Below are 15,763 nucleotides of genomic sequence, written 5' to 3' on the forward strand. Positions count from 1 at the left end.
CAGCCTTGCGCCCGAGCAGTGGACATATGACTCATATGCTCATTGCTCTAGGCGAAGGCTGGGCATGTCCCAATAAAAAGAGCCATATAGTGACCATCATGACCCCAGCAGAACTGCGTGCAGAACCGCGTGCAACCACGAGTGACACCCCGGCCAACGGCGATTCGAAAGGCGCTTCGGTACTCGAGAACGCCATCGCCGTGCTCCGCAGCTTCACCGCCGAGGAACCCTTGCTGGGAGTCACCGAGATCGCCGGCAGGATCGGCTTGCACAAGAGCACGGTGTCCCGGATCCTCGCAACCTTCGAACAAGAACACTTGGTGGAGCGCGATGCCGAGTCCCGCCGCTTCCGGCTTGGCCTGGGGATGATCGCCCTCGCCGGCCCGCTCCTCGCCGAACTGGAAGAGCGCCGGGTGGCCTATCCCGTGCTGCGGGAGCTGAGCGAACGGACGGGCGAGACGAGCGCGCTCATGGTGTGGAACGGGAACGAATCCATGTGCGTTGAGCAAATCGCGAGCCGTCACCAGGTCAAGCATCTTGCCCCGTTGGGTGCCCGCTACAACGAGGCGCTGAGCTCCTCGGTGCAGGTCTTCCTTGCAGCCGAAGACGCCGACCGCGTGCGCATGCTCCTGCGCAGCGGCTCCATCACATTGCCCGGTCTCGACGAGGAAGCCCTCGAGGCCTACTTGCTTCGGCTTCAGGAGTCTGTGGAGCGGGGCTGGGCCTTCAATTTCGGCGAAACATCCATCGAAGAAGTCGGCGTTGCCTCCCCCGTCTTTGACCATCGCGGAGACATCGTGGCCTCCGTCCTGATCCCCGCGCCGAAGTTCCGCGTCTCGCAGGACACGCTTGCCAGCCTCGGCGAGGCATGCCAAGACGCAGCCCGCAAAATCACCACGCGCCTGGGCGGTCGCGCCCCCCACTGACCCGACACCACCCTTCACCACACGGGGACATGCCCAGTTCTGGACCCCAGAAATGGACATGCCCACTCGTCATCCACGGGACATGCCCAGCCCCAAACCCGAGCGGCGGACATAACGCTCTCACTCCGAGGGACATGTCCGGCCTTGGACTCGAGGGATGGACATATGCGCAATATGTCCATTGCTCCGAGCCAAGGCTGGGCATGTCCTATGTGCCCGGGCGGGGTGTGCCCGGGCGGGGCGGGCGGGGTGTGCCCGGGCTGGGCATGTCCTATGTGCCGGGGCGGGGCGGGCGGGGCCGGGGGCCAAGCTCACGGCGCCCGAACGCAGTCAGCAGTTAGCCCGCGACGACGGCGAGCGCCTCCTCGACGCTGTCCACCAGGAAGATCCGGGCCTCCATCACTTTCCCCGCCGCGAGGCTCTGCAGCATAGGCCACGCGGGATACTTGTGCTCCCAATGGTCGCGTCCGACGAGCACCATGGGCGTGACGGTTTCCGGGGCGCCGTAGAAGTTCTCGCACGCATCCTGGAAGATTTCCTGCACGGTGCCGGCGGAGCCCGGGAGGAACACGATGCCGCCGTTGCATAGCTCGAGCAGGATCGCTTCGCGCATGGAATTGGCGAAGTACTTGGCGATGTGGGTGGCGAAGAGGTTGGGCGGCTCGTGCCCGTAAAACCAGGTGGGGATGCCCAGCGACGTCGTTCCGCTCGGATAATGCCCGACTACGACGGCCGCCGCCCGCGCCCAGGCCGTCACCGAGGGACGGAAACCCGGCACCGCCGCGAGCGATTGCAGCGCGACGGCGAAGTCGGCGTCGGACAGGCCGCTCAAGTAGGCACCCAAATTGGCGGCTTCCATGGCACCCGGTCCCCCGCCGGTGGCCACCGTGAAGCCGGACACGGCCAAGAGCCGACCCAGGCGCGCCGCGTCGTCGAAGTCCGTCGTTCCGCGTTGCGCGGCGTGCCCGCCCATGACGCCCACGATCTTGTTCCCCGCGAAATCCCCGTTGCCCATGAGTTCGTCCAGGGCGTCTCCGATGGCGTGGTCGTGCAGCGCGGCGGCGAGGGTGGCGTCCAGACTGGTCCGCTGCCCCGGCATGATGCTCCATTGGTAGACCAGGGCGTCGAGCGTGGCTTCGTACTCGGTGGAGTCAATGTCCTCGTACAGTTCGGCGGCGCTGTAGAGGCTGCCCCGGTACGGGTTGAACGGCACGCCGCGCAGCTTCGGAAAGATCAGTGCGCCGCGGCTGCGCAGCGAGTCCTCCACGCCGTCGTCGAAGGTACAGCCGAGGAAGATGGCGCCTTGGGGATCCAGCCTCTGCAGGTCCGCGCGTCGGCCTCGCAAGTCCAGCGACTGGGCGTGCCATCCGTGCATCGTTGCGGCACCGGAGCTCAGAAGCCTGTCGAAATGGGCCACGCTCTCAATGTCGAGCGTGCGGGGACTGGGAGTCAGGGCGCGGGACGGATTCATGGCATCAGCGTAAGCCCGCGATTCCCGTTGCGCAGGAGTCGACCGGCCGGTGCATCATGGAGCATGCAGACTTCCGAACAGCAAAGCAGCTTAAGGCCCCGGATCGGCATTCCTGTCCGCCTCAGCAGCTCCGAAAGCACGGATCCCCGCGTCGGAGAGGCGAACGAACTCTTCGACTTCATCGTCGAACTAGTGCGCGACGCCGGTGCGGAGCCTGTACTGCTGGACGCCTCCTTCACCGACGAAGCCGGTCCGCTGGCCGACGAGCTCCGTTCCCTCAACGGGGTCCTGCTGCCCGGCGGCGGGGACCTGGATCCGCGACTCTACGGTGAAGAAGCGACCGACGCCTGCTACGACGTCAACCCTGACCAGGATCGCCTGGACTTGGCGGTCGCCCGCGGATCGCTCGACGCCGGTTTGCCCACCCTCGGCATCTGCCGCGGCCATCAGCTCCTCAACGTGGTCTACGGCGGGACGCTCATCCAGGACATGCACCCATCGTTGGTGGAGCACAACGGCCTGACACCGGCGGAAGGCGAGCTCAGCGCCTGGGCGTGGCACGACGTCGAACTTTCACCGGGTTCCAAGGTGGCCGGGCTCTATGGCTCTCGGGCCTCAGTGCGGATTGCTTCGGGACATCACCAGGCCGTGGCCCGGGTAGGCGATGGCTTGGTGGTGACGGCGGTCGCGGAGGACGGGACCGTGGAGGCCCTCGAGGATCCGCAGCGCTGGGTGGCATCCGTGCAATGGCATCCCGAGGCCTCGCAGCTGCCTGAGGAGGAGCGGCTCGCTCCGTTCAAGGCTTTCGTGGAGGTCTGCAGGACGCTGCGTCCCGTGGGGTGATCGAGCGGCCCTCCTCCACCTGCCGGAATCAATTTCCCGCACCGGTGAACCTGACCGCTCCGGAATTCGTCTCATCAATGTGGCAAGCACATTGCGGCCACCGGACACGAGAAGCGGGGAACCAATCATGAGGAACAACCCCAAAGCCATGATGGTTATCGTTGCGGCGGCCGCCCTGATCGCCTTGAGCGGTTGCGGGTCGTCCGGAACCGGCGGCTATGGCGCATCATCGAGCCCACCTTCCGCCGCGTCCTCCGGCGCTCCGTCCTCCCAATCGCTCACCATCACCATCAAGGACTTCGGCTATCAAGGACCTGTCTCGGTCAGCCCGGGCGCCAAAATCACGGTAAAGAACGAGGACACCCAGGCCCACACGGTCACCGCAGACGATGGAAAGGCCTTCGACGCCGCCGTCGACGGAGGGGGCGGAACAGCCCAGTTCACGGCGCCCACCACACCGGGCAGCTACCCCTACCACTGCACTTACCACCCCAATATGCACGGAACCCTGGTCGTGAAATGAGCACTCGGGAAATGAGCACAGTGAAATGAGCACTCGTGAAGCGGCCCGGCGCAAGCCGATGAGCCGCAGGCCCAAGGACATCCTTTTGCGACTGCTTGTGGCGGCAGCCCTGGTCGTCGACGCAGTGGTGCACTTCGATCTTGCCTCCGGCTACCAATTGGGTGCCCCTGGCGGAATCGGGGAAGGCAACCTGTTCCGGATTGAGGCCGTCGCTGCAGTTCTCGTCGGCCTGTATGTCCTGGTCCGCGGCAGTCGGCCGGCCTACGCGGCTGCGGTGGTCATCGCTGGAAGCGCCTTCATTGCGGTCCTCCTCTATCGTTACGTCGACATACCTGCCCTGGGCCCAATCCCCGCCATGTACGAGCCCGTATGGTTTTTCGAGAAGTCCCTCAGCGCCGTCGCCGAGGGACTGGGCGCGGTCCTGGCGGGCGTCGGTTACCTCAGGCAACGCGGGAGCGCCCGCCGCCGCCGCTGAAGGCGGCCGACGCCGAAAGCCAGGGTCGCCGCGGCCGGGGCCATCCACGCATAGTTCTGATGTCTGGACATGTCCCAACAAGGGTCCAAACAAGGGGCCTGAAACGGCACAATAGACGCGCATTCGTCACCCTTGACCCGCACAATGCTCCTGCTATCATCAGTAAAGCAGTATGTCCTATCAAGCGAACATGAGCGGACATGCTTGCAACTTCCGGGACAGTCCCGGAATGCGAGGGAGCATGCAATGGCGAATCAACTTGGCCTCACTATCGACCGTTCTTCCCCTGTGCCTTTGTACCATCAGGTGGTCCAGGGCATCGAGGCCGCCATCCACAGCGGAGTGCTGGAACCCGGCAGCCGTTTGGACAACGAAATCGACCTCGCCGCCCAGCTCAACCTGTCCCGGCCCACCATGCGCAAAGCCATGGACGAACTCGTCCGCTCGGGCCTGCTGGTCCGGAAACGCGGCGTCGGCACCCAGGTAGTGTCGAGCCAGGTCCGCCGGCCCCTGGAGCTCTCCAGCCTCTATGACGACCTGACTAATAATGGCAAAAAGCCCACAACGCAGGTCCTCAGCTTCTCGCACATGGAAGCCGACGCAGCCACGCTGACCGCCCTCCAGCTTCCGGCCGGTTCAAAGGTCTATCACTTCACCCGCCTGCGCAAAGTGGGCGGTAAGCCGCTGGCGCTCATGGAGAACTGGGTCCGCGATGACATCACGACCATGGACGAGTCCATGCTCCAGGCGGAGGGCCTCTACGCCATCCTCCGCCGCGGCGGAGTCAACTTCCGCCTCGCCTCGCAGCGGATCGGCGCCATGATCGCCAACGACTACCAGGCACCGCTCTTGGAGGCAGAAGTCGGCTCGGCTTTGGTCACCATGGAGCGCACCGCCGTCGACGACACCGGACGCATGGTCGAGACCGGCCACCACGTGTACCGGGCCGATTCCTACAGCTTTGAAATGACACTCGTACAGCGCTAACGCAAGGATATAACTTCATGGCCAACTGGGTCTATCCACTGGGAACCGCCAACGACGGCGATTGGGACATCTCGCTCGGAACTTCCGATTCCGCCTTGACTGTGGACGGTTGGGCCCACACCGGGCTCAAGGTCGCCACGCTCGCCGCGGGCGCCGTCGTCGAGCTCCCCGCCGCAGCTGAAGAGCGGATCATTGTGCCGCTCAACGGCGCCTTTACGGTGACGGTCGACGACGTCGAATATCCCCTTGCGGGGCGGGCATCGGTTTTCCATGGCCCCAGTGATGTCCTGTATTCCGGCGCGAACATTGCCGTCACCATCAGTTCGCCCGACGGCGGCCGCGTCGCCGTCGCGACCGCCCCGGCCAACGCGTCGTACCCCACCAGGCTCGTGACCGCCGCGGAAACCCCGGTTGAGCTGCGCGGAGCAGGAAATTGCTCGCGCCAGGTCCATAACTTCGGCACTCCTGCCGCCCTCGAGGCCGACCGTTTCATCGTCTGCGAAGTGCTCACCCCCGCGGGAAACTGGTCCTCCTATCCCCCGCACAAGCATGACGAGGAAAAGGACGGCGAAACGCAGCTCGAGGAGATCTACTACTTCGAGACCCGGGTGACCGAAGGCTCCCGCGCCCCTGAAGACGCCGATGCTATCGGCTACCAGCGCGTCTACGCCTCCGATGACCGCCCGATCGATGTGTCCGCGGAGGTTAGGACGGGCGACGTCGTTCTTGTTCCGTATGGCTGGCACGGCCCCGCCATGGCCGCTCCCGGCTACGACTTGTACTACCTGAACGTCATGGCAGGCCCGGGACCTGTGCGCGAGTGGCTCATCAGCGACGACCCCCATCACGGGTGGGTGCGGCAGAGCTGGGATGGACAAGACATCGACCCCCGCTTGCCGTTCGGCGCCTAGGGTTCCCACACCCAACTAACTAGCAGTTGTTGTCGTTCTGGGCCGTCAAAACGACAACAACTGCGAGCCAGTTGGGGCCTGTAATCGCCTAACCGGCCTACGCCGTAGCGAGTGCCACCCTGACCGGGACCCCGCTTGCCAGGGACTCCTGCGCGGCATCCGCCACGCGGGAAGCCGCGACGGCGTCCTCCGGGGTGCACGGGTTTTCCCGCTGGCCCAGCACCAGCTCAACGAAGGCCGCCATTTCCGAACGGTAGGCCTGGTCGAAGCGTTCGGCGAAGGTCTTGTGGGGTTCTCCGGACGGGAAGGCGATCCCGGACTCGGCTGATTCCATGGCCGTCTTGTCGTCCAGGCCGACCATGATGGAGCGCTTGGAGCCCTGGATTTCGAGGCGGACGTCGTGCCCTGCACCGTTGTAACGGGTGGCCGACACTGTGCCGACCGTCCCGTCGTCGAACGTGATCAAAGCCAAGGCCGTGTCCACATCGCCCACTTCACCGATGGCAGGATCACCGTTATTGGAGCCCTTTGCATAGACCTCCACGATTTCGCGGCCGGTCAGCCAGCGCAGGATGTCGAAGTCGTGGACCGAGCAATCCCGGAACAGCCCGCCGGACGTTGCCAGGAACTCCACGGGCGGCGGAGCCATATCGCAGGTTACAGCGCGCAGCGAGTGGATCCAGCCGAGCTCCCCCGCTTGGTAGGCGCGCTTGGCCTCGAGGTAGCCGGCGTCGAAGCGACGCTGGTGGCCGATCTGCACCACTCCGTCGTTGGCACGGATATGTTCCAGGACAGGCAGAGAGTCAGCCACATTCATGGCCACGGGCTTCTCGCAGAACACTGGGATACCGGCGTCCACTCCCGCTCGGATCAGTTCCGGGTGCGTGCCCGTTCCGGTCGCGATGACCAGTCCGTCCACTCCGGAGGCGATCAAAGCCTCTACCGACGGCAGGAATTGAGCCCCGAGACCGGCTGCCACCTTGCGCGCGTGGTCTTCGGCGACGTCCGTGAGCCGCAACTCCACGTTGATGCCCTGCGCATTCAGTTGCCCGTTGATGGCGCCGATGTTGTTGGCGTGCATCACGCCGATCCGCCCTACTCCAACCAGCCCGAGAATGACGTCCTTCATAGTGCTACCTCCGTTGAAAAAGCTGAGCTGTTCCGGGACGCGCCCCCGGATGGGTCGGCGTCAATCGTGAACGCCCGGCGGAACGCCTCAAGCGCCTCCATGCTGTCTCCGCTGGCCCATGCCTCCATGCCGACGGTCCCTTCATAGCCGGCAGCCACGAGCGCCCGGGCCACGGCCGAGTAGTTGATTTCGCCGGTGCCGGGCTCGCAGCGGCCGGGGACGTCCGCCACTTGGATCTCGCCGATGTGCGGCAAGGCGGTGCGGACCAGCTCGCTGAGGTTCCCTTCCCCCAATTGTGCGTGGTAGAGGTCCAGCATCATTTTCACGTTGGGGTGTCCGGCCGCCTCCACGAGCGCCAAAGTGTCCTTGGCGCGGGCCAGTGGAATTCCGGGGTGATCCAGCACGGTGTTGAGGTTTTCCAGGCAGAACGTCAGTCCGTGCTTTTCACCGAGCGCGCCAAGGCGCTCCAAGGTCCGGGCACCCGTGATCCACATGCTCCCGTTGGACCGGTAGACAGGACGGGCGGCTTTGCCGTCGATCAGTTCCGCCGAGTGCACCACCATGCGGCTGACGCCGAGTTCCAAAGCGGTCGGAATCAGCGTTTCCGCCGTCCTCACGACGTCATCGGCGGTGTCGGCGTCAACCAGGCTCCCGGAGGTGTACCCGGTCATCGAGGAAAAGACCGCGCCGCTCGCCTTGAGTGCCGCAATGTCTTTGCTCCTCGAGTCCCAGAGTTCGACGTCGAATCCGGCCTCATGGATCCGACGTGCCCGTTCGACGAACGGCAGCTCCGTAAAGACCATTTCGGCGCAAACGGCCAGCCGCATCAGACACCGGCCTTGCTGTTGCCGGAGACGGTAGGTACCTCCACCGGTCCGCCTTGCTGGACCGACTCGATGCAGGCCAAAGCCATCGCGAGGGCGCGGCGCGCGTCAGCCGCCCCCGGGGTGAGGGTGAAAGCGCCCGACGGCGGTTGCGTGCCATCGCGGCGTGCGCGGACTGCCGCCGCGAAGTCGACGAGTTCATCGGTGTAGGCATCGCGGAACAGTTCCACGTTGAGCCTCGGAGTTTCCGCGGAGAGGCCCTCTGCGGTGTACCTCAGGGCGGCCGTTTCAGTGGGCCGACCGGCCTGCACCATGCCCTTGGAGCCGAAGACTTCGCCCCTGACGTCGTAGCCGTATAGGGCACTGAAGTTGGCTTCCGCCACCGCCAAGGCTCCATTGCTGTAGCGGATGGTAACGACGGCGGTGTCCAGGAATCCCTGGTCACGCAGGCTCGGTTCCACCAAGGCGTCCGCGACGGCGTACACCTCAACCGGCTCGGCACCTTCGTTGAACCAGTTCAGGGTGTCGAAGTCGTGGATGAGGGTTTCCAGGAAGATCGTCCAGGCCGGAATCCTGGCTGCGTGTCCGATGCTCCCGGTGCCCGGATCCCTCGTCAACGAGCGCAAGAGCTGCGGCTCCCCCACAATTCCTTCGGCCAGGTCCTTCTTCGCGGCCTGGAAGTCGGTGGCGTAGCGGCGGTTGAAGCCGATCTGGAAATGTACCCCTGCCGTTTCGACGGTGAGGACGGCGGCGTCGAGCTCTTCGAGGCTCTGCGCCGCAGGCTTCTCGCAAAACACGTGCTTGCCGGCGGCTGCGGCCTGGGCGATCAGGGAAGCGTGGAAGCGCGCCGGGCTGGCAATGATCACGGCGTCGATGTCCGGATCGGCCATGATGTCCGCGGCGTCTGCGGTGACCTTGGCGGTACCAAGCTGGGCAGCCACGGACGCTGCGGAGTCCACGTTGGGATCGGCGACGGCGGCCAGGACCGCACCGGGAACCCTGCGGGCTATGCTTTCGCCGTGGAACGCTCCCATCCAGCCGGAGCCTATGAGGCCAAGCCGCACGGGCGTGGGAAGACTGGAAGAGTGCTGTTCGATGTAGGCCATGGGCCCGTCCTTTCGATAGTCAGTACAACAATTGCTCAGGCGGCGTTGCCTTCGCCCGGGAATTCAATGCCCACTTGGCGGCGGATCTCATCGGCAACTTCCATCGTCCGGATGGAGGAGGCCAAGGGCCGATGTTGGGCTTCCGTCTCACCGGCGGCGATGGCGCGGGCCACCGCTGCGGCTTCGTAGTGCAGGCCTTCCAAATGCCCGCCCGCAGCCTCGTTGTGGCGAAGTCGCGTACCGTCCGGGAACCGGATCTCGAAACCGCCGGGCATGTTGAAGGGGCCATCGATGGTCAACGTGGCCTCGGAGCCAACGATCGTTGCCGCGGTGGGGGTGAAGTTATGCAGGTGCGTATTCATGACGGCCTGGCTTCCGCCCGGGAATTGCATGATGGCGGAGAGCTGGGCGTTGACACCTGATTCGTGGTGCTGGCCGAAAGCGCCCAAGCGTTCCGGTGCCCCCAGGACTTCGGTGATGAGGGCCAGCGGGTAGGTGCCCAGATCCAGCAAAGGCCCGCCAGCCAGCGCGGGGTCGAAGATGCGGTGGCTGCGTTCGAAGTGCTCGCCGTATTCCGCCAGGACCGTTGTTACGGTACCCAGCGTCCCGGCGTCGAGCACTTGCCGGATCATGTCGAACTTCGGAAGGAAGAAGCTCCACATGGCCTCGGCGGCGAAAACGCCCGCTGCCTTGGCCCGCGCGGCGATATCCCGGGCCTGCGCAGCGTTCAGGCCGATCGGTTTCTCGATGAGGACGTGTTTGCCGGCGTCGATGGCGAGCACGGCGGCCGCGTGGTGGAAGTTGTGTGGAGTGCACACGTACACGATGTCGATGTCCGAAGCTGCGGCCAGCTCTTCGTAGCTCCCGTACGCGGCAGGCACGCCGAAAGCGTCCGCGAAAGCCTTGGACCGGTCCAAAGAGCGGGAGCCGACGGCGGCTATCACCTGCGTTGAATGGGCCTGCACCGATTCCGTGAAGCGTTCGGCAATCCAACCCGGGCCCATGATCCCCCAGCGCAACCCGGGAGCGTCGCGGGAATCCGGCACCCGGGACACCGGCAGACCCGATGTCCGCAGGCCGGATGAAGCCATCAGTAGACCACCTTCGTGTAGGTTCCGTCGCTGTGGAGCGAGCGGATCATCGCTTGTGCAAGCTGCGAGGCGCGCAGGCCGTCCTCACCCGTGGCGAGCGGCGCAGGCTCTCCCTTTTCGAGGGCTGAAATCCAGGCCTGAAGTTGCAAGCGGTAAGCGTCGGCGAAGCGTGGACGCCAGTCGGCAGGGATTTCGGAACTGCGTCTCCGCTCCTGCCGTGTCGCCAGGGCAGCCGGTTCCGGGAGTGCCGTGATGCCGAACTCTGAAACGACCTCACACTGGGTGGTGTAACCGTACTGCGCGTTGAGGAAGAGTTCGAGGGTGGCGAGGGTGCCGTCGGCCGCGCGCAGGAGCATGAAGGCTGGATCCCGTAGGTCACCGGTACTGTGCCGGGAACTCCGCCCTGCTTGCCAGGACACCTCAGTGATAGGCGAGTCCAGCAGCCAAGGGATGATGTCGAGCTCGTGGATGGCGGAATTGGTGATGGCGGATTCCGAGCTCGCGCCCGGTCCCGCGGATACGGTCCGGCTAGTGCAGTGGACTTGCAAAGGCTCGCCTTGGGTGCGTGCCCGGGTGGCTTCGCGCAGGGCGACATAGCCGGGGTCGAAGCGCCTCATGAAGCCCATCGACAGCAGCCGGGCACCCGTTGCGGCGAGGAGGTCAGCTTCGGCCTCTACCACTTCGCGGCTTTCAAGGAGCGTGGGAGCCAGCGGCTTTTCGCACAGCACCGGGGTCATTGCTTCGAAGCATTCCAGCACTAGTCCGGCATGGGTGGAGTCATGTGAAGCGACGACGACGGCGTCAACCTCACTGGAGTTGATCAGCTCGGAAGGATCGGTGGTGATGCGTGCGGATGGCGGCGCCGCGGCTGACGCACGTCCGGCGTCGAGGTCTGCCACGAAGGTGACTTCGGCCCCGCTGATGGTGGTGGAGAGGTTCCTGATGTGGTCTGCGCCCATGACACCGGCGCCGATAACGCCAACCCGGATCGGCATGCTGTCTTCCCGTCTACTACTTCGTGCACATTCCCGCGGTGGCCGGCGAGCGGGGGCCCATCCGGTTTTCCGGCGGACCCCCGTCTCCGTCCGCGCTACGCGTGCCGTGGGCTGTTTTCCTTTGAAGCGTCGGCAACGTCGGTAGCTTCGGTTACCCCGGCGACTTCGGCTTGGACTTCCTTGAGGGCTTCGGTGTGTCCGCCGAGTTGTTCGAGTTCGTGGGCGAGTTCGGCCAGTTCCGCGCCGCCGGCCATCTGGGCCGTGAGCTCGTCCAGGGTGATGTCCTTCTTGTCGTAGTAGCCGATGGACTTGCCGCGCTTGAGCAGCAGGAACCGGTCACCGACCGGGAAGGCGTGGTGCGGGTTGTGGGTGATGAAGATGACGCCCAGCCCGCGGTCGCGGGCCTGCAGGATGTAGCGGAGCACGACGCCGGACTGCTTGACGCCCAGCGCGGCGGTCGGTTCGTCCAGGATCAGCACCTTCGCGCCGAAGTACACGGCCCTGGCGATCGCGACGCACTGGCGTTCACCGCCGGAGAGCTGGCCGATGGGCTGTTCCACATCGCGCAGGTCGATGCCCATCGCGGCCAGTTCCTTCAGGGTGATGTCCTTCATTTTCTGGACGTCCATGGACTTGAACGGCCCGAACCCGGTGGTCAGTTCCGAGCCGAGGAAGAAGTTCCGCCAGATCGGCATCAACGGAACCACGGCCAGGTCCTGGTAGACCGTGGCGATGCCGGCGTCGAGCGCGTCGCGGGGGGAATTGAACTTCCGCTCATCGCCCATGACGTGCAGCGTCCCGGCGTCGTGCTGGCGGAGCCCGGCGATGATCTTGATCAGCGTGGACTTGCCCGCGCCGTTGTCCCCCAGCACGCAGGTGACGCGTCCGTTGTCCACGGCCATCGTCACATCGCGCAGGGCGATGATGTTCCCGTAGTGCTTGCCCACCCCGTCCAGGGAGAGCAGGTGCACGGGGGTGTGGGTCAGCGGGTCTTTCTCGTCCTTGAGCAGGGTCTGCTGGTCGATCTGTTTGGCATTCATTTGGTCCGCCCCTTTACTTGAGCTCTGCGCGGCGTTTGACGATGAGGTTCACGATGGTGGCCAGCAGCAGCATCAGGCCCAGGAAGAACTTGAACCAGTCCGGGTTCCACTGCGCGTACACGATGCCCTTGTTCGCCATGCCGAAGATGAACGCACCGATCGCCCCGCCCACCGCCGAACCATAACCACCTGTCAGCAGGCAGCCGCCGATCACCGCGGCGATGATGTAGAGGAACTCGTTGCCCACGCCTTCACCGGACTGCACGGCGTCGAAGGCGAAGAGGTTGTGCATGCCCAGGATCCAGCCGCAGAAACCGACCGCCATGAACAAACCGATCTTGGTCTTGGTCACCGGAACACCCACGGCGCGGGCCGCGTTCGCGTCCCCGCCCACGGCGAAGATCCAGTTGCCCACCTTCGTGCGCAGCAGCACCCAGGAGGCGATCGCGACCAGGATGATCCAGAAGAACACCGTGATCTTCACCTCGACCCCGCCGATGCTGATCGAGGAAGCGAACACCGCGTGGGCGGAGTCGAACCCGTCCAGCTTGGAAATCGACGGGGAAGACACGGACCCCCCGATCAGGCGGGTCAGGGCCAGGTTCAGGCCCGTGAGCATCAGGAACGTCGCCAGGGTCACGATGAAGGACGGCAGTTTCGTCTTGACCAGGATCCAGCCGTTGATGAAACCGATGCCGAGCGAAACGACGAGCGCCAGCACGACACCGACCCAGGCGTTCATTGAGAAATACCAGCTGAACAGGGAAGCGGTGAGCGCCGAGGAAATCACGGCCACGCCGGTGGAGAGGTCGAACTCGCCGCCGATCATGAGCAGCGACACCCCCACCGCCATGATCCCGATCGTCGAGGAACCATACAGGACGGTGGCGAGCGCGTTCGGTTGCGTGAACGTCTGCGACACCGAAGCGAAGAAAATGAAGAGGACGACGGCCCCCACCAGGGCGCCGACTTCGGGCCTCCCCAAAAACTTCTGGACCGGGCTCCGACGTCCGATCCGCTCATCGCCGGGGGCCGAAGCCGGCCCCGGCGGCAGGGTTGCTGTGTTTGCCATAGGAAGAACTCCTTGTTGGTCAGGCTGCGCGGCGGTCGCCCGCCGCGCAGCCAGAATCCTGGATCTAGCGGACGCCCTGCTGGGCGAATTTGAGGACGTCGGAAGCGTTGGACTTGTCCACAATGGTGGGACCGGTCAGGACGGGCTGGCCGCCACCGAGCTTGAAGCCGCCGCGCTTGGCCTGCCACAGGGAGTCAACGGACATGTAGCCCTGGAGCCACGGCTGCTGGTCCACGGTGAAGATCACGGAGCCATCAACGATCTTCTGGGCAAGGTCCGCGTTCAGGTCGAAGCTGGCAACCTTTGCGGAACTGCTGGCGTCCGTGACCGACTTGAGGAGGGTGAGGGTGATCGGTGCGCCCAGGCCGATGATGACATCAGCGTCCTTGGCTGCTTGGAGCTTCGCAGTCGCGGTGGATTGGACCGAGGTCATGTCCTTGCCGTCGACGTAAAGGATTTCCGTTCCGGGCACTTTCGCCTTGACACCGGCACACCGTGCCTCGAGGCCGACGTGGCCTTGCTGCTGGATCACGCAGACCGGGTGCTTGAAGCCTTGCGATGCAAGCTTGGTTCCCACGGCCTCGCCGGCGAGCTTCTCGTTCGAGCCGAAGTGGGTAAACGCCCCGAGTTGCGCCGAGACGCTCTCGCCCGCGTTGAGGCTCACCACGGGGATGCCGGCGTCGGTGGCCTTCTTGAGGACGTCCTTGAGGGCATCCGGAGTGGCAAGGGTGACGGCGATGCCGTCAACCTTCTGGTCGATGGCCTGCTGGACGAGCTGGGCCTGGCGCCCAGCCTCGGGGTCGCTTGTGTAAAGGAGGTCGACGTTGTCCTTCGCGGATGCTTCCTCAGCACCCTTGCGGACGATGTCCCAGAATGTGTCGCCGGCCGCTGCGTGGGTGATGAGCGCCACCTTCATGCGCGGAGTGCTTACGGCTTGTCCGCCTCCGGCGGCATTGGCACTGTCAGCTGGCTTCCCGCCTTGGCTGGAACAAGCACTGAGAGCCATCATCGGAACGACGGCCGCTACAAGTGCCGCCTTCCGCCAGGAAAACTTCTTCACGATTTATCTCCTTTGATAGGGGTTACGGCCCTGCCACTCTGCAGGAGCTCAAAGCCCTCTACACAGATCATGGTGACTAGCCTCACAGATGTCAATACTTTGTCCTGACATTAGGATGTTTTTACGTGAGATGGTCACCTGGCCCCCCGCGAACACGGTGAGATCGGGGCTAGGGAGCCGGTCGGGCCGTGGTGCTTCGCACAACCAGGACGGGATCAATCAGGGTGCGCTCAGGCTTGATACTAGGGTCTTCAATCCTCGCGAGCAGCGTGTTCGCTGCGTCGATGCCAACGAGGTCGCTACGGTTGTCGACGGAAGTGATGTCCAAGTACCTCGACTTGGCCAGCGGGGAATTGTCGTAGCCGATCACCGAAATATCGCCGGGAACACGCAGGCCCCTGGCCTTGAGGACGGCAAAGGCGCCCACGGCCATGGTGTCGTTGGCCGCGAAGATCGCCGTCGTGTCCGGGTGGTGATCCAGCAGCCAAGAAGCGGCGGCGTAGCCATCTTCCTCCGAAGTGCCCTTGGACTCGGCAATCAGGAGTTCGACGCCGGCCGCCTGGATCTGCCGCCGGAAACCGGCGCGCCGATGGGCTGAAGCGCCGTCGGACCCTGAGAGATGGCCGATGCGGGTATGACCGAGCCCCAACAAGTGGTTAGCGGCCATGCCGCCTCCGCCGTCGTCGTCGTTCGTTATGAGGTCGGCACCGGCCGGCACCCCCTTGCGCCACCCGGCCACCACCGTGGGCACCCATGTCCGGTCCAGCATGGACTCGCTCGGTTCTGCGGCGATGACAAGCGCGTCAACATGCATGGCAAGAAGTCCGTCGGCTGCTTCCTTGATGCGGTTCTCGCCGGGCCGGGAGTCGGCCAGCGTGACGTGGTAGCCGAGCTCCGAAAGTACCGACTCCATTCCCCTGAGGAGATCGACGAACCAAAGGTTCCTGTAGTCGTCAATGAGCAGGCCAATACTCTTGGTCCGATTGCTCGCCAGCGTGGTGGCGGCCCTGCTGGGACGGTAGCCGAGCTCAGACATGGCCGACTGGACAGCTTGGCGGCGCTTGTCACTGACCCTTTCCGGCGACTGGAGGACCAAGGACACCAACGACGGCGAGACGCCGGCATGTTTGGCAACGTCATAGATGGTCGGGCGGCGGGATTTAGGACTTGTCGCACTCACGATTCGGGGAACCTTTCCACTCTGTTGTCAAGGGTATTCGGAGGACATTGACAGGACATACTCACATGATTAGGATTTGAGTCCAGTGCTAAATTGTAGCGCTCCAAAATGCCGCAAGGGGTGTTCGGCA

General features: G+C 64.6%; 16 protein-coding genes. 6 read left to right on the forward strand and 10 right to left on the reverse strand.

Features of this window, described 5'->3' with window-relative positions; all coding sequences use genetic code 11:
- Positions 1 to 98 precede the first annotated feature (98 nt).
- Complete coding sequence (locus ABD742_RS17895; protein WP_234753204.1) at positions 99 to 926, forward strand: IclR family transcriptional regulator; 828 nt, start codon at positions 99 to 101, stop codon at positions 924 to 926.
- A 337-nt stretch (positions 927 to 1,263) separates the two neighbouring features.
- Here ABD742_RS17895 and ABD742_RS17900 read toward each other — a convergent pair whose 3' ends face one another.
- Positions 1,264 to 2,397, reverse strand: coding sequence for an LOG family protein (locus ABD742_RS17900; RefSeq protein ID WP_234753203.1), 1,134 nt, complete (start codon positions 2,395 to 2,397; stop codon positions 1,264 to 1,266).
- Positions 2,398 to 2,460: 63 nt separating this feature from the next.
- On the opposite strand from ABD742_RS17900, the gene ABD742_RS17905 reads away from it, so the two are divergent.
- The 5 genes from ABD742_RS17905 to iolB all read left to right on the forward strand — a co-directional run bounded on the left by ABD742_RS17905 (position 2,461) and on the right by iolB (position 6,136).
- Positions 2,461 to 3,240, forward strand: coding sequence for a gamma-glutamyl-gamma-aminobutyrate hydrolase family protein (locus tag ABD742_RS17905; protein ID WP_234753202.1), 780 nt, complete (start codon positions 2,461 to 2,463; stop codon positions 3,238 to 3,240).
- Positions 3,241 to 3,367: 127 nt separating this feature from the next.
- Entirely contained in the window at positions 3,368 to 3,763 is a 396-nt protein-coding gene (locus tag ABD742_RS17910; protein WP_234753201.1) for a cupredoxin domain-containing protein, read from the forward strand.
- Between the two features lie 25 nt (positions 3,764 to 3,788).
- Complete coding sequence (locus tag ABD742_RS17915) at positions 3,789 to 4,238, forward strand: hypothetical protein (RefSeq protein ID WP_234753200.1); 450 nt, start codon at positions 3,789 to 3,791, stop codon at positions 4,236 to 4,238.
- A gap of 246 nt (positions 4,239 to 4,484) precedes the next feature.
- Entirely contained in the window at positions 4,485 to 5,225 is a 741-nt protein-coding gene (locus tag ABD742_RS17920; RefSeq protein WP_234753199.1) for a GntR family transcriptional regulator, read from the forward strand.
- A gap of 17 nt (positions 5,226 to 5,242) precedes the next feature.
- Positions 5,243 to 6,136 (forward strand): 5-deoxy-glucuronate isomerase, encoded by an 894-nt coding sequence (gene iolB, locus ABD742_RS17925; RefSeq protein WP_234753198.1) that lies wholly within the window; start codon positions 5,243 to 5,245, stop codon positions 6,134 to 6,136.
- A 97-nt stretch (positions 6,137 to 6,233) separates the two neighbouring features.
- Here iolB and ABD742_RS17930 read toward each other — a convergent pair whose 3' ends face one another.
- The 9 genes from ABD742_RS17930 to ABD742_RS17970 all read right to left on the reverse strand — a co-directional run bounded on the left by ABD742_RS17930 (position 6,234) and on the right by ABD742_RS17970 (position 15,633).
- Positions 6,234 to 7,265, reverse strand: coding sequence for a Gfo/Idh/MocA family oxidoreductase (locus ABD742_RS17930; protein WP_234753197.1), 1,032 nt, complete (start codon positions 7,263 to 7,265; stop codon positions 6,234 to 6,236).
- Positions 7,262 to 8,092, reverse strand: a complete 831-nt coding sequence (locus ABD742_RS17935; RefSeq protein WP_234753196.1) for a TIM barrel protein — start codon at positions 8,090 to 8,092, stop codon at positions 7,262 to 7,264. The genes ABD742_RS17930 and ABD742_RS17935 overlap by 4 nt, the downstream gene beginning before the upstream one ends.
- Complete coding sequence (locus ABD742_RS17940) at positions 8,092 to 9,195, reverse strand: Gfo/Idh/MocA family oxidoreductase (RefSeq protein ID WP_234753195.1); 1,104 nt, start codon at positions 9,193 to 9,195, stop codon at positions 8,092 to 8,094. Before ABD742_RS17940 ends, ABD742_RS17935 begins: the two co-directional genes overlap by 1 nt.
- A gap of 35 nt (positions 9,196 to 9,230) precedes the next feature.
- Positions 9,231 to 10,286, reverse strand: coding sequence for a Gfo/Idh/MocA family protein (locus tag ABD742_RS17945; RefSeq protein WP_234753194.1), 1,056 nt, complete (start codon positions 10,284 to 10,286; stop codon positions 9,231 to 9,233).
- Positions 10,286 to 11,281 carry a Gfo/Idh/MocA family oxidoreductase gene (locus ABD742_RS17950; RefSeq protein ID WP_234753193.1) on the reverse strand — a complete coding sequence of 332 codons (996 nt, stop codon included), beginning with the start codon at positions 11,279 to 11,281 and terminating at the stop codon, positions 10,286 to 10,288. The genes ABD742_RS17945 and ABD742_RS17950 overlap by 1 nt, the downstream gene beginning before the upstream one ends.
- Positions 11,282 to 11,376: 95 nt before the next feature.
- Positions 11,377 to 12,321: an ATP-binding cassette domain-containing protein gene (locus ABD742_RS17955; RefSeq protein ID WP_234753192.1), complete on the reverse strand. Its 945-nt coding sequence runs from the start codon at positions 12,319 to 12,321 to the stop codon at positions 11,377 to 11,379.
- 13 nt (positions 12,322 to 12,334) lie between these two features.
- On the reverse strand, positions 12,335 to 13,393 hold the full coding sequence (locus ABD742_RS17960) for an ABC transporter permease (protein WP_234753191.1): 1,059 nt from the start codon (positions 13,391 to 13,393) through the stop codon (positions 12,335 to 12,337).
- Between the two features lie 64 nt (positions 13,394 to 13,457).
- Positions 13,458 to 14,453 (reverse strand): substrate-binding domain-containing protein, encoded by a 996-nt coding sequence (locus ABD742_RS17965; RefSeq protein ID WP_234753190.1) that lies wholly within the window; start codon positions 14,451 to 14,453, stop codon positions 13,458 to 13,460.
- 169 nt (positions 14,454 to 14,622) lie between these two features.
- Positions 14,623 to 15,633: a LacI family DNA-binding transcriptional regulator gene (locus ABD742_RS17970; protein WP_234753189.1), complete on the reverse strand. Its 1,011-nt coding sequence runs from the start codon at positions 15,631 to 15,633 to the stop codon at positions 14,623 to 14,625.
- Positions 15,634 to 15,763: the final 130 nt, after the last annotated feature.

The sequence above is a fragment of the Arthrobacter ramosus genome (assembly GCF_039535095.1).
GTDB classification, from domain to species: Bacteria; Actinomycetota; Actinomycetes; order Actinomycetales; family Micrococcaceae; genus Arthrobacter; species Arthrobacter ramosus.